The following is a 17691-nucleotide window of genomic DNA, read 5'->3' as shown; positions in this document are numbered from 1 at the left end:
GCGGTGCGCATGAACTGTTTCGACGACCCGGACGGCGCATTCCTGGTGCTGGTGAACGACGAAAAGCGGTACTCGCTGTGGCCGGACACCCTGGACGTGCCAGCCGGGTGGCGGGTGGCCGAGGGGCCGGACAGCCGGGACCGGTGCTTCGCCTTCATCGAGGCGAACTGTGCCGGGGATCTCGCCGAGCCGGCCGCGGCAGGAGGTGACCGATGAACGGCGGAGAACGGACAGCGGTGCTCGCGGGGCTCGGCACCTGCCTGCCCCGGCAGGAAGTGGACAACGCGGCTCTGCTCGCGCGCCTGGACACCAGCGATTCCTGGATCCGCGAGCGGACCGGCATCGCGGCACGGCGGATCGCCGGCGCCGACGTGTCGGTGGGCGACCTGGGCCACGCGGCGGGGGAGAACGCCCTGAAGGCCGCCGGGCTCGCCACGGTCGACGCGGTCGTGGTGGCGACGTCGACGCCCGATCGCCCGCTGCCGGCCGTGGCCCCGCGGATCGCCACCACGCTCGGGCTCGGTGCCGTACCGGCGTTCGACGTGTCCGCCGCGTGCAGCGGGTTCCTCTACGCGCTGGCGGTGTCGGCCGGCCTGGTCGCGACCGGCGTAGCCGGCGACGTTCTGCTGGTGGCCACGGAGAAGTACTCGGACATCGTCGATCCGGCGGACCGGGCGACGGCCGTGCTCTTCGGCGACGGCGCCGGAGCGGCCGTGCTGCGGAGCGGCCGGCGCGGCGACCCCGGCGCACTGCTCGGCGTCGACTGGGGAAGCGACGGAACCGGCCGCGAGCTGATCAGCGTGCCCGAGCGGTACGACGGTTTTCTTGCCATGGCCGGCAAACGGGTCTACCTCAAAGCGGTCGAGCACATGGCGGGTTCGACGCTGCGGGTGCTCGACCGGTGCGGCTGGGCGATCGGCGACGTCGACGCCCTCGTCCCGCACCAGGCCAACAAGCGGATCATCCAGGCCGTGGCGCAGCGGCTGTCGTTGCCCGAGCGCAAGGCGGTGTGCGCGCTGGAACGGACCGGGAACACCGCGGCCGCGTCGATTCCCCTCGCACTGGCGCACGGGCAGGAAGCCGGCACGCTCGGAGCCGGTGACCGGGTGGTGCTCACCGCCTTCGGCGCCGGGCTCGCGTGGGCCTCGGCCGGACTGGTCTGGCCCGATATCACGACCGTACGTTCCGAACTCTGAGAGGAAACCACGTCATGTACGACTACCTGCGCGAACTGTTCCAGGAGACGTTCCGGGTCGACGGCGAAGTCGAGCCGGGCAAGAGCTTCGCCGATCTCGACATCGACTCGCTGACCACCGCCGAGATCTGCGCCAACCTCGAGGACAGGTTCAAGGTGACGATCGACGACGAAGAGGTGACCCCGCAGACCACTGTGGACGAGCTGGCCGAGTTGCTGCGCCGCAAGGGCGCCGTCGTCTCCGCGTGAACCCCGCGGCGGCCGTCCGGGACTCCGGTCCGGCATGACGGCACCGGCAGAAGCCGCGGACGGCACCGTTGCGGTGCCGAGCCGCGGCTTCCGGCGATTCTGGTGCGGCCAGACGTTCTCCCAGTTCGGCGCGCGCGTCGGAACGCTGGCCATGCCGGTCGTCGCGGTCGACACCCTGCACGCCGGCAGCACGCAGGTCGGCATCCTCGGCGCCGCTTCCACCGTGAGTTTCCTGCTGATCGGCCTGCCGGCCGGAACCTGGGTCGATCGATGGCCCAAACGCCGGACGATGATGGTGGCGGCGCTGCTGCGGTCACTGGTCGTCCTGGCGATCCCGTGCCTGTGGTTCGCCGGCCGGCTCGCGATCTGGCACCTCTACGTGGTCGCGGCGCTCGTCGGCCTGGCGACGGTCTTCTTCGACGTGGCCTACCAGTCGTACGTGCCCTTCCTGGTGCGGGAGCGCGACGTCGGAAGGGCCAACGCCCGGCTGGAGGCCACGGCGCAGCTCGCGGCCACCGGGGGACCGGCGCTGAGCGGCCTGCTGCTGCGGGTGGTGAGCGTGCCTGTGCTCCTGCTCGCGGATGCGCTTTCCTACGTCGTCAGCTTCTGCTGCCTGGCTCTGGTCGAGGACTCGGAAGTCCGGCCGCCGCGGACGGCGGGACGGCGGCGGTCCCTGGTCACGGAGATCGGTGAAGGGCTCCGCTTCGTGCGTGACCAGCCGGTCATCAGGCGGCTCGTCCTCGCGATGGGGTTCTCCAACCTCTTCATGGGCATGGTCGTGACGCTGATGCCCATCCTGGTGCTGCGCACGCTCGGCCTCGACGCCTTCGTGCTCGGGGTGGTGATGACCGGTGGCTCGATCGGCGGGGTACTCGGAGCGGGAGTCGTCCCGCTGCTGCGGCGCCGGCTTTCCGAGGGGACCGTCATCGCGGGCGGTCTCCTCACCGCGGCCCTGTTCGTCGCCGTCAATCCGGTGGCCGGCCTGCTGCCGCAGCACCGGGCCCTGGCCACGGCGCTGCTGACGACCGCGGAGTTCGGCATGACGGCGGCGGCGCTGGCCTACAACGTCACGCAGGTCAGCCTCCGCCAGCGGTTGTGCCCCCGGCGCCTGCTCGGCCGGATGAACGCGTCGATCAGATTCGTCGTGTGGGGCAGTATTCCGGTTTCCGCGCTGCTGGCGGGCTGGCTGTCCTCGCTGCTCGGGGTGGTACCCGCGCTGTGGATCGGGGGTGTCGGATCCGTGCTCACCGCGCTGCCCGCGCTCGGCATCGGACGTCTCATCGCGGTCTCCAGCGCTAAGTGAGGCGTTCGGTGACGATGCGCAGGACGGCGTCGGCGTGGTCGTCGAGGTAGAAGTGGCCGCCCGCGAAGACGTGCAGGTCGAACTGGCCGCGCGTGTGCTCCTTCCAGCGCAGGCAGTCCGCTTGGGGCGCCTGAGGATCGTCGTCGCCGGCCAGGGCGACCACCGGGCAGGCGACCGCGGCGTGCGTCGGGCGGCACCGGTAGGTCTCCACCGCCGTGTAGTCGCTGCGGAGGACGGGGAGGACCATGTCGAGGAACGCCGGGTCCTCGAGCACGTCCGCGGCGGTGGCGTTCAGGCGGCGCATCTCGGCGATGAGGGCCTGGTCGCCGGATCGGTGCAGGTTGCCGCCGAGGACGGTCGCGGGGGAGGGCCGGCTCGAGGCGAACAGGACCTTCGGTTCGACTCCGTTCTCCTCCAGCCGCCTCGCCGTCTCGAACGCGACCGCGGCTCCCATGCTGTGCCCGAACAGGGCCAGGGGCCGGTCCGCGAGCGGCAGCAGTTCCGGGAGGATCCGGTCGGCGAGGCCGCCGATGTCCTCGACGCACGGCTCGTGGCGACGGTCCTGACGGCCGGGGTACTGGACCGCCAGGACGTCGATCTTCGGCGGCAGCTGCCGGGCCACCCGCATGAAGTAGGAGGCCGAGCCGCCCGCGTGGGGGAAGCAGATCAGCCGGACGTGGGCGGTGGGCGCGGCGCGGTATCGCCGCAGCCAGGCGCCGGTGCCCGACGCCGTGGTTTCCGGGTGGGGCGGCCGATCGGTCACGAGTGCGCCCTTTCCGACAGCAGGTGCGCGTCGTCGAGCACGACGAACGGGTCGCGCACGACGGCACGGATGATCGCCTGGAACTCGTCGAGCATCGCCCGCATCGTGGCCTCCTCGAACAGGTCCGGCGAATAGACCAGCACCCCGGCGAGCCGGCCCGGCTCGCCGGCGGCGATCTTCAGCTCCAGGTCGTACCGGATCGTCACGTCGGGGATCGGGTACGCCGAAGTGTCCAACCCGGGAAACGCCGGGAGGCCGTCGTCGGTGACCCCGAGGAAAGCCCCGATGTGGGAGCCGGTGTTCTGCAGTTCGAAGAGAATGCCGATGTGCGGCGGCTTTTCCTGCGGGTGCTGCGCCCGCAGCCGGCCGAGTGCGTCGCTCAGGGTGGCGTCCTGGTTGGCGAAAGCCCCCAGCACCGAGGTGCGGACCTCGCCCAGCAGATCGGCGAATCGCGGGCGTCCGGGGAGCCGTGACCGGATGGCGAGCACGTTCATCAGGTTGATGATCAACCGCTCGCGTTCGGCCGAGGTACGCCCGGACACCGGAATTCCGACCGTGATGTCCGCGCGCCCGGTCCGGCGGCGGAGCAGGGCGTGGAAGACCGCGACCGCGGTCATGAAGCCGGTGGCCCCGTGTGCCCGGCCGATCTGCATCAGCTGCGCCGCGTACGGGTCCGGGACGGAGAAGCCCAGCGAGGCGCCCGATCCGCTCGGCGCGGCCGGCCGTGGCCGGTCCGGGGGCAGTTCGCACGGCAGGGCGCCGGCGAGCTGGTCCGCCCAGTACGCGGTCTGCTTTTCCAGGTGACCGCTGTCGGCGGCCGCCTGCTCCGCGGCGGCGAGATCCGCGTAGCCGAAGTCCAGCGGCGGGAGCAAGCGATCCGGATCGCGCCCGTGGCGGGCAGCCGCGTAGCCGATCTCCAGCTCTCGGAGGAACTGCGCCACCGCCCAGTCGTCGAAGACGACGTGGTGACCGACGACCAGCAGGACGTGTTCCTGCTCGGCCAGCTTGACCAGCGCGATCCGGAGGACCTCTTCGGCCAGGTCGAACCGACGCCGGGAGAACGAGACCGCGAAGTCCGCCAGCCGGTCCGCCGCCGCGCCGGTCCCGGTCAGGTCGACGCGTTCGACGGCGAAGGAGTCCGGCTCCCGGACCACACAGGTCAATTCCCCGTCGTCGGCCAGCAGTAGCGAGCAGCGGAGCGATTCGTGCCGGGCGACGATGCCCCGGATCGCCCTGACCATCGCCTGCTCGTCGAGGTTTCCCCGGACACGCAGCCCGATGGGAACGTGGTAGACGCCGTCAGGGGTCATTTCCTCCGCGATCCAGAGACGTCGCTGCCCGAGGAGGGGAGTCGTCCACAGCGGTGCCACAGAGCTGCTCCTATCCGATTTCCTGGCGCGCCCGACCGGTTTTCCGGCCGGGCCGCCGGCCGGAGTCGGCCGGGCGGATCGGCGTGGCGAGACCGAGGCGGACCGCGACCAGGGCGACCTCCACCCGGTTGCGCACCCCGAGCTTGCCGATGATGCTGGACGCGCACGCCTTCACCGTGCTCTCCGAGACGGCGAGCAGCTGCGCGATCTCCCGGTTGTACAACCCCTTGGCGATGGCCTTGAGGACCTGGATCTCCCGGTCGTTGAGCCGGTCCAGCTCACTGGGCAGGTTGCCGGGGTCGTAACCCGGCAGCAGGGTGAAACTGCTGAACACCCGGCTGGTGATCTGCGCGGCGAGAAAGGCTTCACCCGAGGCCACCGCGCGCAGCGCCGTCGACCACGACCACGCCGGCGAATCCTTGAGGATGTAGCCCCGTGCCCCCGCCCGCACCGCCCGCAGCAGAAGTTCGTCGGTGTGCGTTTCGGTGGTGATGACCACGCCCGCCAGCGACGCCGGCGGCCGTTCGAGCAGCTTCCGGCAGAGGTCCAGGCCACCGAGCGGGGGAAACGCGGAATCGACCAGCACCACGTGCGGCTGTTCACCGCGGACGGTGTCGAGTACTTGAGGAACGTTGTCGGCCTCCCCGACCACCGCCACGTCGTCGTCCCGGCCGAGGATCTCCCTGACCCCCGCGCGAGCGAATTCCTGGCGGTCGGCGACGACCACTCTGATGATGTTCTTCCCGGTCACGTCGCTGCACTTGACGAACCGAACACGGACGCTCCCTCCCCGCGGCGACCCTCACCGTCCAGTCACCGATTGATCAATTGACCATATCCGAACGAACATCCCCGGAAGCGGGTGAGAAAGCGGCTTCCGCAACATCGGACATCGACTGGGCAATCGCGATCAACTCGTCGTCGACGAGCTGATCGGCGGACATCGGTCGTGCGCCGCACGCCGCCGGTACTGCGATGGCGAGCACCCCACGTGCCGTCGGAACACCCGGGCGAAGTTCTCCGGGGTGGGAAAGCCGCATCGCCGCCCGACCTGCGATATCGGCTCGGTGCCGACGGCGAGGTGCTGACGTGCGGTGTCGATGCGCAGCTCCGCCAGGTACTGCAACGGAGTTTTCTCCGTCGAGGCAGCGAACCGGCGGATGAAGTGGTAGCGGCTCAGTCCGGCTTCCCTGGCCAACTGGTCGAGGGTGATCGCGGAAGCCAGGTGCTCGTGCATGTACCCGGTCACCGCGCGCAGCTGTTTCGGGCTCAGGCAGCCGCTGCGTGAACGAGTGGCGCGTTGCGGCAGGAGCAGGTACGCGGCCAGGTAACGAGTTGCGCTGGTCGTGTACGGATCGGCTTCGCTCAATCCTCGAGCGTGCAGCAGGGCGGAAGCCATCGATGCGACATGAGGGTCGAAGGAACGGAGGCTGTGCAGCGCGGTCAGATCCTGGGCGGTGGTGCCGGAGCGGGTGCCGATCTCCGAGCGGAGCAGCTTCACGGGCAGCCGGATGTTGGCGACTTCGAAGGGGCGCAGCCCCGGCGAGGCCGGGCTGAGCCGGACCAGGTTGTTGGGCGCGATCCGGGAAATGTCGCCGGGCGCAAGGGTGCTGCTTCGCTGGCCGCGCGAGTCCTGGCCTTCGATCCGGCACGATCCTCGCAAGAGCGTCAGGATGGTGAACCAGTCGCCCGAGGGCTGGTACAGCAGGGTGTCGCTGCCGCCGCTGCTCACCCGCTGATCCACCGTCAGCACGTGTTTCGCCAGGTCCCGTTCCCGGGTCTGTTCCTGGACCATCGTGGAATCCTTCCTCGTGTGCGGTCGTCAGCCCGCCAACGGGACGGCGAGCGGCCGGAATTCGTGGCGCCGGAAATGCTGACGTGACACTGGGCAGCCAGATGTCAATGGTCTGGTCCAGTTGGGTGATCTTTACGGGGATCCGTTCGCGGAAAGCAGGGGGAAGGCGCGGTGAAGTCACATTGACAACGATGTCAAAGGCCGTTGTGAAGCGGCGATGGTCGTCGGAAACCGCTCTCTTGGTGACGCGGCCGCCGCGAATGGCGGAAAGCCCGGGACGGGCGAGGGCGCGGCCGAACGAGCGGCCGGTGCGGTGGACGCCGGTCGTGCTCATGACGGGTGCTCCCCGGTGCAGGGACGTTTCTCCTGGTGAGCGCCGGTTTCTCTCGGGTCGGCCCGGCCGCTGCCCTCAAACATACGATCGCCCATTGTTGACGACAAGTGCATGGTTCTGATGGGTGGGTTTACCGTCGTGCACTTGAATCCGCGGCGGCCTCGCTGCTCGGCGTGCGATCGGTGTCGCCCTCCCGGGGGTACCTCGGACCGTCCCGTCACCTTTTCGTTTATAGCCTACTTGTTGTGAAAGTTCCGACAGTGTGACGTGATGAGTCGCTCCGAAGATCGTTTTCGCGGGCCGCGCGCGTCGTGAAAGGGAAGAAATAGGTCCTGCGCGGACTGCACTGCGACTTCGGCAATGCAGGCGCGGCCGGTCACGCCCGCGGGCTTCAGGCCGAGGTCTCGCGCGCCCGCGCGCGGTACCGGCCCGGCGCGTTGCCGTGGGCGCGGCTGAAGGCCCTGCTGAACGCGGGAAGCGAGGTGTAACCAACTCCGGCGGCGACGCTTTCGACCGTGTCGTCGGTGTCGCGCAGCCGGACCGCGGCGAGGTCCATCCGCCACTGCGTCAGGTAGGCCCCGGGACTCTGCCCGATCGCCGCCGGGAACCGGCGGGCGAGCGTCGCGCGGGACACCGAGATCGCCGAGGCCAACGTGGTCGCGGTCCAGGGGCGGGACGGCTCGCGGTGGATGCGTTCCAGCGCCTCTCCGACGACCGGATCGGCCAGCATGCCGAGCCACGTCCCGTGCTGCTCGGCGGGCCGGGTCGCCAGCCAGGCCCGCAGCACCTGGATGAGCATGATGTCGGTGAGGCTGTTCAGCACCGCGGCCGTCGCCAGCTGCGGGTGGGCGAGTTCGCGGCCGAGCAGGCGCACCGCGTCGTCGAAGCACGCCGCGCCGGCATCGGTGCGCACGTGGACCAGTGGCGGAAGCGCGCGGAGCACCTGGGTGCGCACCGCCGGGTCGTGGTCGTAGTGCATGGTCACCAGCCGGGTCCGCGCCGGCGCCGACCCGATCGTGACCGTCTCGCCGGACCCGCGGGCACGAGCGGCACCCGCCGCGTCGCAGACCTGGGCCGTGGCGCCGGGCGCGCTCGCGAGCGTGTGCACGGTTCCGGCCGCCAGCAGCACGACATCGCCGGTGGCGAGCTCGCGCGGCTGGGCGCCGTCCACGATCAGCCACGCGCTGCCGGACGTGATGGCGTGCATCGTTTCACCGGGGCAGTCCTCCAGGCGGATGCCCCACGTGCCACCGGCCTCGATCCGGGTACCGATCGTGCCCCGGACCCCGGAAACGGCGAGCACGTCGGCCAGTACGTCCATGACCCGCACTGTACGGATGACTCTCGCAAGGTGAGGCAGACGGCTAACAATCTGACTCGATCAGGCATCGTTCGCCGCTTCGCAGGCCCCTACGTTGGCGATACGGCACCACTGCGAAAAGAGGGAACAATGCAACTGAGCGGAGCCACCGCACTCGTCACCGGAGCCAACCGGGACCTCGGCAGGCACTTCGCCCGGGAACTGCTGGACCGGGGCGCGGCCAAGGTCTACGCCACCGCACGCCGGCCGGAGCTGGTCGATCTTCCGGGCGTCGAGGTGCTGCCGCTGGACGTCACCGACCCCGCGTCGGTCGCGGCGGCCGCTGCCGTGGCCGGGGACGTCACCCTGCTGGTCAACAACGCCGGAGTTTCCCACGGAGTCAACCTCGTCGACGGGGATCTGAGCAAGATCCGGGCCACCCTCGACGTCCACTTCTACGGCACCCTGGCGATGATCCGGGCGTTCGCGCCGGTGCTGGGCGGCAACGGCGGCGGCGCGATCCTCAACGTGCTGTCGAACCTGTCGTGGCTGAGCTACGACGGGAACAACGCCTACGCCGTCGCCAAGTCCGCGGAGTGGAGCCTGACGAACGGCGTCCGGCTCGAGCTGGCCGGCCAGGGCACGCTCGTCAGCGGGCTGGTCTTCGGCCCCACCGCGACCGAGACCATGCGCACGCACGCGAGCGACGCGGTGATGAACGACCCGGTGGACATCGTCCGGACCGCGCTCGACGGGATCGAGGCGGGCACGACCGAGATCATCGCCGACCGGTTCGGCGCGGAAGCGAAGGCCGCGCTGTTGGGGCCGCCCCGCGGATTCGTCCTGGAGACGGTCACCCGCGCCGCAGGGTGAGCGGCCTCACTTGCTTCGAATTCGAAGCGGTTGTACTGTCGTCGGTAGATGCTTCAACTTCGAAGCATATGTCGATCGCAGAGGAAAGTCATGAGCGACAAGAAGATCATCGTGGTGCTGGGGGCGACGGGTGCGCAGGGCGGCGGTCTCGTCCGGGCGATCCTGGACGATCCCGACGGCCCGTTCGCCGCGCGCGCCGTCACCAGGAACGCGGGCTCGGCGAAAGCCCGCGCGCTGGCCGAGCGGGGCGCCGAGGTGGTGGAGGCGACCCTGGACGACGAGGAGTCCCTGCGCCAGGCCTTCGCGGGCGCGCACGGCGCCTACGTGGTGACCAACTTCTGGGAGTCCATGTCCGCCGACGTCGAACTGGCCCAGGCCGCGGCCGCCGCCCGGGCCGCGAAGGCGGCCGGTGTCGCCCACGTCGTCTGGTCGACCCTGGAGGACACCCGCGAGGTGCTTCCCGTGTCCGACCACCGGGTTCCGGTCCTGCAGGAGCGCTACACGGTCCCGCACTTCGACGCCAAGGCCGAGGCGGACGCGTTCTTCCGCGATGCGGGTGTCCCGACGACCTACCTGCGGAGCACGTTCTACTGGGAAGGGTTCACCCAGGGCACCGGGCCGATGCGGGGCGAAGACGGCCGGCTCGTGCTCACGCTGCCCATCGGGCAGGCCCGGCTGTCGGGCATCGCGGCCGAGGACATCGGCCGCAGCGCCTACGGGGTGTTCGCCGCGGGCGAGCAGTACGTGGGGGAGACGGTGAGCATCGCGGGTGAGCACCTGACCGGCGCCGAGTACGCCGCCGCGTTCGCCGACGCACTGGGCGAACCGGTCGAGTACCGGCCGCTCACGCACGACCGGTTCCGCTCGCTCGGGCTTCCGGCGGGCGAGGAGTTCGGCAACATGTTCCAGTTCTACGTCGAGGGCGAGCGTGACTTCGTGGCGGCCCGCGACCTGGACGTGGTGCGGTCGCTCAACCCGCGGCTGCAGACCTTCCGCGCCTGGCTGGCCGAGCACGTCGAGGACGTCAGGCCGGCGTGATCGCCCTCGGCCGCCGCGGTTCCCCGGCCTTCGGGCCGGGGGTTGTCGCGGGCGGCAGGGAACCTGGCTTCGGCGGGTCCGTCAGGCTCCGGTCTTGCGGCGCCGCGGTGCGGCCGACCGGGGTGGTGACGAGCGCATGTGGTCGCGTACCGGGGCGAGCAACGCCGCGAGGGTTTCGACGTCGGAACGGGAGAGCGGCTCGAACAGCAGGCCGCTGACCACCTCGACGTGCCCTGGCAGCACCTTCGCGAGCAGCGCGCGTCCGGCGTCGGTGATGGTCACCGTGACGCTGCGTTCGTCGTCCGGGGAAGGGGACCGCTCGACCAGGCCCGCCTTCTCCAGCAGGCCGGCCTGGTAGGTCAGGCCGCTGCGGCTGTAGACGACGCCGTCGGCGAGGTCGGTCATGCGGTGGCTGCCGGTGGGGGAGTCGCCGAGCCGGGCCAGGAGCTGGAACTGCACGTAGCTGAGGTCCCCGGCCTCCTTCAGCTGCTGCTCGACCGCGTGGCGCAGCAGGCTGGTCACCTCGATCAGGTCGAAGTAGGTACCGAGCTGCACGGGATCGAGGGAAGCGGGCATGTCCGCAGTCTACTGCTTCGAATTCGAAATGCCGGGTCTGCCTGGTCGCGGCGTGGGGTGAGCCACCTCGCTTGCTTCGAATTCGAAGCGGATGTACGGTTGTCACCAGTTGCTTCGAAATCGAAGCAAGACGAGGAGAGAGTCCGATGAAGGCAGTGCGATTCCACGAGTACGGCAACCCCGAGGTCCTGCGCTACGAGGAGGTGGCGGTGCCGGTTCCCGGGGCGGGGCAGGTCCGGGTCCGGGTGGCGGCGACGTCGTTCAACTCCGTCGACGGCAACATCCGCGGCGGTTTCATGCGGGGCCCCATCCCGGTGGCGCTGCCGCACACCCCCGGTCTCGACGTCGCCGGCGTCGTCGACGCTCTGGGCGCGGGTGTCGACGGCTTCGCGGTCGGTGACCGGGTCGTCGGCTTCCTGCCGATGGACAAGACCGGCGCGGCGGCCGAGTACGTGATCGCCCCGGCCGAGGTGCTGACCGCCGCGCCGACGAACGTCCCGCTGGCCGACGCGGCCGCGTTGCCGCTGGTGGGGCTGACGGCGTACCAGGCGCTGTTCGACCACGGCAAGCTGACCGCGGGCCAGCGTGTGCTGGTCAACGGGGCCGGCGGCGCGGTCGGCGGCTACGCGGTGCAGCTGGCCAAGCGGGCCGGCGCGCACGTCATCGCCACCGCGAGCCCCCGCAGCGCCGACGCGGTGAAGTCCGCCGGTGCCGACGAGGTGCTCGACCACACGGCCACGAGCGTGACCGACGCGGTGACCGAGCCCGTCGACCTGGCGCTCAACCTCGCGCCGGTCGCCCCGGAGCAGCTGGCCGCGCTCGGCGCGCTGGTGCGGCCGGGCGGGGCGCTGGTGAACACCACGGTGTGGATGCCCGCACCGTCCGATGAGGACCGCGGCGTGCGGGGCATCGACCTGTTCGTCCGCAGCGACGCCGGGCAGCTGGCGACGCTGGTGGCGCTGGTCGAGTCCGGTGAGCTGCGGGTCGAGGTCGCCGAGCGGGTGCCGCTGCCGGAACTGCCGGCGCTGCACGCTCGAGCCGCCGAAGGTTCGGTGCGCGGCAAAGTCGTCCTCGTCCCGTCCGCCGCCTGACCGGAGGCTGGAAGCCTGGTGTCTAGACCTTGCTCGAGACCACCAGGTAGTTCTCGGCCTCACGATCGAAGGTGCTCACCTCCGGCCGGAGTCCGGCCCGGTGCAGCTCGACTTCGAGTTCCTCGTACCGGTAGGGCCAGCAGGACAGCAGTTCCGAGCGGACAAGAACCGACCCGGCCGCATCAACCTGGGCGATCGCAATCTCGATGTGGTGCTCGTCCTCCCAGTTCGGCGCAATGTCCCAGCGGTAGACCACGAGGGCATCGCGACCGTTCCTGCGGACGAGCCGGTCACCGATGTCCAACCGGGAACCTCTGGCCCGCACGAGTTCCCACGTGCGAGAGGTGAGCACCAAACGCCCGCCAGGGCGCAAGAGCCGGGACATCGACTCCAGAGCGGCAACCCTGCCTCTCGCGCCCTCGGCATGGTGCAGCGAGTTGCCCACGCAGAACACCATGTCGAACGTGCCGTCCTCGAAATGGCCGGGCAACTCTTCCCAGCTCGCCCGCACGGCCCGGACGGAGGCCCCGAACTCCTCGGCCAGCTCGGCAGTCCGTCGAACCATCGCGTCGCTGGCGTCAGTGGCGACAACCTGGATGCCACGACCGGCGAGGCCCACCGCCAACTGTCCGGTTCCGCACGAACAGTCGAGCACGTGGGCGTTCGACGGCAGGAGACGGAGGACGTCCTCGAACGACGCAGCGAACTCGGCCGGAGGCAACTTCGCGTCCGAGATGAGCCATTCGTACACGTCGGCGAGCACGTCATAATCCGTCACAACCACGACCTCCGTCACGCAGCAGGCTCCCGGCGGGACGTCAGTCCACCAGCGGAGCATGCCGAGCACCAATGGTTTTCGCGCGGACAGGCCGAAGTCGATCCGGCCGGACGTCAGCCGTTCAGGAAGTGCTCGAGGGGGAGGGTGGCGGCACCACGGGTGGTGGCGTCCGGGCCGAGGCCGCACAGGTCGATTTCCGGACCGTGCCGGCGAGGGTCGATGCGCAACAGCTTGCGCGGCCGGCCGCCGTCGGAGTCCAGCGAGCCGGCAGCGCCCACCGTGCTCGGCTGGCGCTGCGTCATGACTTGGACTCTCCCGGTAACCACTTCTTCCCCGGCGTGAACGAAGACCGTTCACACCCTTGACTCCTGTTGGTCACACGAGTTAAATCAAGGCGCGAATTAAGCTGTGTCCTGAGTCACAGAGACCCTTCGTGGCTCGTCCACGCACCCCGAGGACTTCAGATGCGAATGAGAACCACCGCGTCAGCGCTCGTCCTGGCGCTGGCCGCCGCCACCACCGCCGCCTGTGGTGGCGGTGACTCCACGTCGGCCGACGGCCCCAAGGAACTCACCTACTGGGCCTCCAACCAGGGCACGAGCCTCGACAACGACAAAGCGGTCCTGCAGCCCGAGCTCGACAAGTTCGAGAAGGCCACCGGCGTCAAGGTCAAGCTCGAGGTCGTGCCCTGGTCGGATCTGCTCAACCGGATCCTGGCCGCCACGACCTCCGGCCAGGGGCCCGACGTCCTCAACATCGGCAACACGTGGTCGGCTTCGCTCCAGGCGACCGGCGCGTTCCTGCCCTTCGACGACGCCGCCCTCGAGAAGGTGGGCGGCAAGTCCCGGTTCCTCGGACCTTCGCTGGCCGCGACCGGCGCGAGCGGCCAGCCTCCCGTGGGCGTTCCGCTCTACGGCCAGGCCTACGGTCTCTACTACAACAAGAAGCTGTTCTCCGACGCCGGTATCTCCGCGCCTCCGGCGACGTGGGAAGAGCTCGTCGCGGACGGCAAGAAGCTCACCGATCCGCAGAAGGGGCAGTGGGGGCTGTCGCTGCAGGCGGGCCAGGTGACCGAAAACAGCCACCACGCCGCGATCCTCGGCGCCCAGCACGGGGCGAACTTCTTCACCCCGGACGGCAAGCCGCAGCTGGCGTCGGATCCGGCCGTCGCGGCCGTCCAGCAGTTCGTCGACCTCATGCAGAAGGACAAGATCGTCAACCCGTCGAACGCGGAGTACGCCGACACGGCCAAGTCCCTCAAGGACCTGGCGGACGGCAAGGCCGCGATGTTCATGAACCAGGCGTCCGCCGGTTCGTTCAAGAACATCGGCGCGGACCTGGCCAACATCGGTGTCGCGCCGATCCCGCTGCCGGCCAATCCGCCCGCGAACAGCCGGAAGGTCACCAGCTTCGTCGCGGGCATCAACCTGGCGGTCTTCAAGTCCACCAAGAACCAGCAAGCCGCGCTGGATTTCGTGAAGTTCATGGTGTCGGCACCCGAGCAGGCCCAGCTGAACAAGACCTACGGCTCGCTGCCCACCGTCCAGGACGCCTACGGTGACCCGGCTTTCCAGACCGAGGACGTCAAGGTGTTCCAGTCCGTCCTGAGCACCACGGCCGAGCCCATGCCGCAGGTCCCCCAGGAGTCGCAGTTCGAGACACTGATCGGCACCGCCATGAAGACGATGTTCGCCGACGTCGCGGCGGGCCGGACGGTCGAGCCCGGCAAGATCAAGGATCAGCTGGCTCAGGCCGACCAGCAGATCGCGGCCGGGAGCTAACCCGAGATGACGACCGCTGTGCGGGGGGCGCCGGCCGCGAAGGCGTCCGGTGCCCCCCGGCCCGGGAGCCCGCGGCGCACCCGCCGCCGGCCGGCCCTCCCGTACCTCCTGCTGCTGCCCGCCCTGCTGCTCGAGCTGCTCATCCACGTCGTCCCGATGGTCGTCGGCGTCGTGATGAGCTTCGTCAAGCTGACCCAGTACTACATCCGCAACTGGTCGGCGGCCCCGGGCGCCGGGCTAGACAACTACAAGTTCGTCCTCGACTTCGACACCGCCACGGGCAAGGCGCTGGCGCACTCGTTCGGGATCACCGTCGAGTACACGGTGCTGTCGGTGGGGTTCTGCTGGCTCTTCGGCACGTCCGCCGCCGTCCTGATGCAGCGCAGCTTCCGCGGGCGCGGGCTGCTGCGGACGTTGTTCCTCGTTCCGTACGCGTTGCCGATGTACGCCGCCGTCATCACCTGGTCGTTCATGTTCCAGCGCGACACCGGCCTGGTGAACAGCCTGCTCGGCACCCACTCGTTCTGGCTGATCGGCGACAACAGCTTCTGGTCGCTGCTGACCGTGTCGGTGTGGCGGAACTGGCCGTTCGCGTTCCTCATCGTCATGGCGGGGCTGCAGAACATCCCCGGCGAGCTCTACGAAGCGGCCTCGATCGACGGCGCCGGCTGGTGGACGCAGTTCCGGGCGATCACGCAGCCCATGCTGCGCCCGGTCAACCAGGTGCTGCTGCTCGTGCTGTTCCTGTGGACGTTCAACGACTTCAACACCCCGTACGTCCTGTTCGGGAAGTCCGCTCCACGCGAGGCGTCGCTGATCTCCATCCACATCTACCAGAGTTCGTTCGTCACCTGGAACTTCGGCCTCGGCTCCGCCATGTCGGTGCTGTTGCTGCTGTTCCTGATGCTGGTCAGCGCCGGGTACCTCGCGTTGACCGCCCGCCGGAGGAGGACGGCCAGTGTCTGAGCCCCGTTGGGTCCCCTGGGCCCGCCGCATCGTCCTCGGCTTCCTCGCGCTGTTCACCCTGCTGCCGCTGTACGTGATGGTGTCGACGTCGCTGAAGCCCCTCGGGGACGTCCAGGGGGTGTGGCAGTGGGTCCCGACGACGGTGACGATCCAGCCGTTCCTCGACATCTGGGAGACCATCCCGCTGGCCAAGTACTTCCTGAACAGCCTGGTCATCTCCGGCGCGGCCACCGTCTGCTCGGTGCTGATCGCGATCTTCGCGGCCTACGCCATCAACCGGTACAAGTTCCGCGGCCGGAACTTCTTCGCCATGACCGTCCTGTCGACCCAGATGTTCCCCGGCATCCTCTTCCTGCTGCCGCTGTTCCTGATCTTCGTCAGCATCGGCAACACCACCGGCATCGTCCTCTACGGTTCCCGCCTCGGCCTGACGCTGACCTATCTCACCTTCTCCCTGCCCTTCGCGATCTGGATGCTCGCGGGCTACTTCGACTCCATCCCGAAGGAGCTCGACGAGGCCGCGATGGTCGACGGCAACGGGCCGGTGGGCGCGCTCATCCGCGTCGTCATCCCCGCCGCGGTTCCCGGCATCGTCGCCGTGTCGATCTACTCCTTCATGACGGCCTGGGGCGAGGTGCTGTTCGCCTCCGTCATGACCGACTCGGACACCAGGACACTCGCCGTCGGCCTCCAGGAGTACTCGACCCAGGTGCAGGTGTACTGGAACCAGGTCATGGCCGCGAGCCTGATCGTCTCGGTGCCGATCGTCGCCGGCTTCCTCCTCTTCCAGCGCTACCTGGTTTCCGGGCTCACCGCCGGCGCCGTCAAGTAGCCACCCACACCCTCCCCGAATGAGGTTTTGCCTTGAAGCTTTCCCTGCCCGCGGATTTCGTGTGGGGCGCGGCCACCGCCGCGTACCAGATCGAGGGCGCCGTAGACGTCGACGGCCGCCTGCCGTCCATCTGGGACGACTTCTGCCGGGTCCCCGGTGCCATCGACAACGGCGACACCGGTGACGTCGTGTGCGACCACTACCGGCGCTGGCCCGAGGACCTGGCGATCATGAAGCAGCTGGGGCTGGACGCCTACCGCTTCTCCATCGCCTGGCCCCGGGTGATCCCCACCGGCCGCGGCGGGGTCAACCCCCGGGGTCTCGACCACTACGACCGCTTCGTCGACGCCTTGTGCGAAGCCGGGATCCGCCCGTTCGTCACCCTGTACCACTGGGACCTGCCTTCGGCGCTGCAGGCCGCGGGCGGGTGGCCCGAGCGCGATACCGCCTACGCCTACGCGGAGTACGCCGCGGTCGTCGCCGCTCGGCTCGGCGACCGGGTGCGCGACTGGAGCACCATCAACGAACCGCTTTGTGCCGCCTGGCTCGGCTACCTCGAAGGGCGGTTCGCTCCCGGCGTCAGGGATCTGAAGCAGGCCGTGCCCGCCTCGCACCACCTTCTGCTGGCCCACGGGCTCGGGGTGGAAGCAATCCGGGCGCACGCCGCTCGCCCCGCGAACATCGGCCTCGTCTGCAACCTGTCGGGGATCGAACCCGCCTCGGACCGCGACGAGGACGTGGCCGCGGCGAAGCGGATGGACGGGCACGTCAACCGGTGGTGGCTCGACCCGGCCAACGGCCGCGGCTACCCGGCCGACATGCTCGAGGTCTACGGTGTCGAGCCGCCCGTGCGCGGCAACGACCTCGACGTCATCGCGGCACCCACGGACTACCACGGCCTCAACTACTACTTCCGCCAGATCGTCGAGGACGATCCCACCGGCCCCGCGCCCTTCGCCAGGCAGGTGCCGGCGGAGGGCGCGGGTACCACCGCCATGGGCTGGGAAATCCACGGTCCGGGACTGGCCGACCTCATCCACCGGCTGCACGACGACTACGGCGCGGAAGCCATCTACATCACCGAGAACGGTGCCGCGTTCGACGACAAGGTCGCCGAGGACGGCTCTATCCAGGACGACGACCGCATCGCCTACTTCGAGGAGCACCTCGCGGCGGTCGCGTCGGCCGCCGAGGCGGGCGCCCCGGTCAAGGGCTACTTCGCCTGGTCCCTGCTGGACAACTTCGAGTGGGACAACGGCCTCGACAAGCGGTTCGGCCTCGTGCGGGTCGACTACGGCACGCAGCTCCGGACCGTCAAAGCCAGCGGCCACTTCTACGCCGACCTGATCGCCGAGCACCGAACCCTCTCTTGAGGCGACCAGACATGCGCTTTCTTCGCGGATTGAGCATCATGGCCATGGTATTCGTGGGCGGTTGCGCCACCGGG

19 protein-coding genes are annotated in these 17691 nt (G+C 69.6%); 11 read left to right on the top strand and 8 right to left on the bottom strand.

Translation table 11 applies throughout. The annotated features are described in order from the left end of the window. Nucleotides 1–9 precede the first annotated feature (9 nt). Genes ACFPLC_RS40900 through ACFPLC_RS40885 form a run of 4 tightly spaced genes read left to right on the top strand, consistent with a single transcriptional unit; the run spans nt 10 to nt 2747 of the window. Complete coding sequence (locus ACFPLC_RS40900; RefSeq protein ID WP_378203300.1) at nt 10–216, top strand: MbtH family protein; 207 nt, start codon at nt 10–12, stop codon at nt 214–216. Then, nucleotides 213–1196, top strand: coding sequence for a beta-ketoacyl-ACP synthase III (locus ACFPLC_RS40895; protein WP_378203297.1), 984 nt, complete (start codon nt 213–215; stop codon nt 1194–1196). The genes ACFPLC_RS40900 and ACFPLC_RS40895 overlap by 4 nt, the downstream gene beginning before the upstream one ends. Before the next feature lie 14 nt (nt 1197–1210). Continuing rightward, on the top strand, nt 1211–1444 hold the full coding sequence (locus ACFPLC_RS40890) for an acyl carrier protein (protein ID WP_378203294.1): 234 nt from the start codon (nt 1211–1213) through the stop codon (nt 1442–1444). A 34-nt stretch (nt 1445–1478) separates the two neighbouring features. Beyond that, entirely contained in the window at nt 1479–2747 is a 1269-nt protein-coding gene (locus ACFPLC_RS40885) for an MFS transporter (protein ID WP_378203291.1), read from the top strand. On the opposite strand, the gene ACFPLC_RS40880 is transcribed toward ACFPLC_RS40885, so the two are convergent. The 5 genes from ACFPLC_RS40880 to ACFPLC_RS40860 all read right to left on the bottom strand — a co-directional run bounded on the left by ACFPLC_RS40880 (nt 2740) and on the right by ACFPLC_RS40860 (nt 8330). Next, nucleotides 2740–3510 carry a thioesterase II family protein gene (locus ACFPLC_RS40880; protein WP_378203288.1) on the bottom strand — a complete coding sequence of 257 codons (771 nt, stop codon included), beginning with the start codon at nt 3508–3510 and terminating at the stop codon, nt 2740–2742. The genes ACFPLC_RS40885 and ACFPLC_RS40880 overlap by 8 nt on opposite strands. Continuing rightward, entirely contained in the window at nt 3507–4880 is a 1374-nt protein-coding gene (locus ACFPLC_RS40875; protein ID WP_378236112.1) for a condensation domain-containing protein, read from the bottom strand. Before ACFPLC_RS40875 ends, ACFPLC_RS40880 begins: the two co-directional genes overlap by 4 nt. A gap of 10 nt (nt 4881–4890) precedes the next feature. Beyond that, a complete protein-coding gene (locus ACFPLC_RS40870) occupies nt 4891–5631 on the bottom strand; it encodes a response regulator (RefSeq protein ID WP_378236111.1) in 741 nt (246 codons plus the stop codon). 159 nt (nt 5632–5790) lie between these two features. Then, the gene (locus ACFPLC_RS40865; protein WP_378236110.1) at nt 5791–6675 is read right to left on the bottom strand and encodes a helix-turn-helix domain-containing protein; all 885 of its coding nucleotides are present in this window, start codon (nt 6673–6675) and stop codon (nt 5791–5793) included. A 725-nt stretch (nt 6676–7400) separates the two neighbouring features. After that, on the bottom strand, nt 7401–8330 hold the full coding sequence (locus ACFPLC_RS40860; protein WP_378203277.1) for an AraC family transcriptional regulator: 930 nt from the start codon (nt 8328–8330) through the stop codon (nt 7401–7403). 129 nt (nt 8331–8459) lie between these two features. Here ACFPLC_RS40860 and ACFPLC_RS40855 point away from each other — a divergent pair, with 129 nt between their 5' ends. Beyond that, nucleotides 8460–9182: an SDR family oxidoreductase gene (locus ACFPLC_RS40855; protein WP_378203274.1), complete on the top strand. Its 723-nt coding sequence runs from the start codon at nt 8460–8462 to the stop codon at nt 9180–9182. A gap of 90 nt (nt 9183–9272) precedes the next feature. Further along, on the top strand, nt 9273–10220 hold the full coding sequence (locus tag ACFPLC_RS40850; RefSeq protein WP_378203271.1) for an NmrA/HSCARG family protein: 948 nt from the start codon (nt 9273–9275) through the stop codon (nt 10218–10220). Between the two features lie 81 nt (nt 10221–10301). On the opposite strand, the gene ACFPLC_RS40845 is transcribed toward ACFPLC_RS40850, so the two are convergent. Then, nucleotides 10302–10796, bottom strand: coding sequence for a MarR family winged helix-turn-helix transcriptional regulator (locus ACFPLC_RS40845; protein ID WP_378203268.1), 495 nt, complete (start codon nt 10794–10796; stop codon nt 10302–10304). A 146-nt stretch (nt 10797–10942) separates the two neighbouring features. Between ACFPLC_RS40845 and ACFPLC_RS40840 the strand changes: the two genes are divergently transcribed. Beyond that, nucleotides 10943–11887, top strand: coding sequence for an NADP-dependent oxidoreductase (locus ACFPLC_RS40840; protein WP_378203264.1), 945 nt, complete (start codon nt 10943–10945; stop codon nt 11885–11887). Nucleotides 11888–11909: 22 nt separating this feature from the next. Here the strand turns inward: ACFPLC_RS40840 and ACFPLC_RS40835 are convergent, their stop codons facing one another. After that, nucleotides 11910–12683, bottom strand: coding sequence for a class I SAM-dependent methyltransferase (locus ACFPLC_RS40835; protein WP_378203261.1), 774 nt, complete (start codon nt 12681–12683; stop codon nt 11910–11912). 95 nt (nt 12684–12778) lie between these two features. Next, the gene (locus ACFPLC_RS40830; protein ID WP_378203259.1) at nt 12779–12967 is read right to left on the bottom strand and encodes a hypothetical protein; all 189 of its coding nucleotides are present in this window, start codon (nt 12965–12967) and stop codon (nt 12779–12781) included. 162 nt (nt 12968–13129) lie between these two features. Here ACFPLC_RS40830 and ACFPLC_RS40825 point away from each other — a divergent pair, with 162 nt between their 5' ends. Genes ACFPLC_RS40825 through ACFPLC_RS40810 form a run of 4 tightly spaced genes read left to right on the top strand, consistent with a single transcriptional unit; the run spans nt 13130 to nt 17617 of the window. Beyond that, nucleotides 13130–14446, top strand: a complete 1317-nt coding sequence (locus tag ACFPLC_RS40825) for an ABC transporter substrate-binding protein (RefSeq protein ID WP_378203256.1) — start codon at nt 13130–13132, stop codon at nt 14444–14446. A gap of 6 nt (nt 14447–14452) precedes the next feature. After that, complete coding sequence (locus ACFPLC_RS40820) at nt 14453–15412, top strand: carbohydrate ABC transporter permease (protein WP_378203253.1); 960 nt, start codon at nt 14453–14455, stop codon at nt 15410–15412. Then, the gene (locus ACFPLC_RS40815; protein ID WP_378203250.1) at nt 15405–16244 is read left to right on the top strand and encodes a carbohydrate ABC transporter permease; all 840 of its coding nucleotides are present in this window, start codon (nt 15405–15407) and stop codon (nt 16242–16244) included. Before ACFPLC_RS40820 ends, ACFPLC_RS40815 begins: the two co-directional genes overlap by 8 nt. Before the next feature lie 32 nt (nt 16245–16276). After that, the gene (locus ACFPLC_RS40810; RefSeq protein WP_378203247.1) at nt 16277–17617 is read left to right on the top strand and encodes a GH1 family beta-glucosidase; all 1341 of its coding nucleotides are present in this window, start codon (nt 16277–16279) and stop codon (nt 17615–17617) included. The last annotated feature ends 74 nt before the right edge of the window (nt 17618–17691 follow it).

The sequence above is a fragment of the Amycolatopsis plumensis genome (assembly GCF_042652605.1).
GTDB classification, from domain to species: Bacteria; Actinomycetota; Actinomycetes; order Mycobacteriales; family Pseudonocardiaceae; genus Amycolatopsis; species Amycolatopsis plumensis.
The sequence above is the reverse complement of the archived record's forward strand: the minus strand, read 5'-3'. Positions and strand labels throughout refer to the sequence as shown.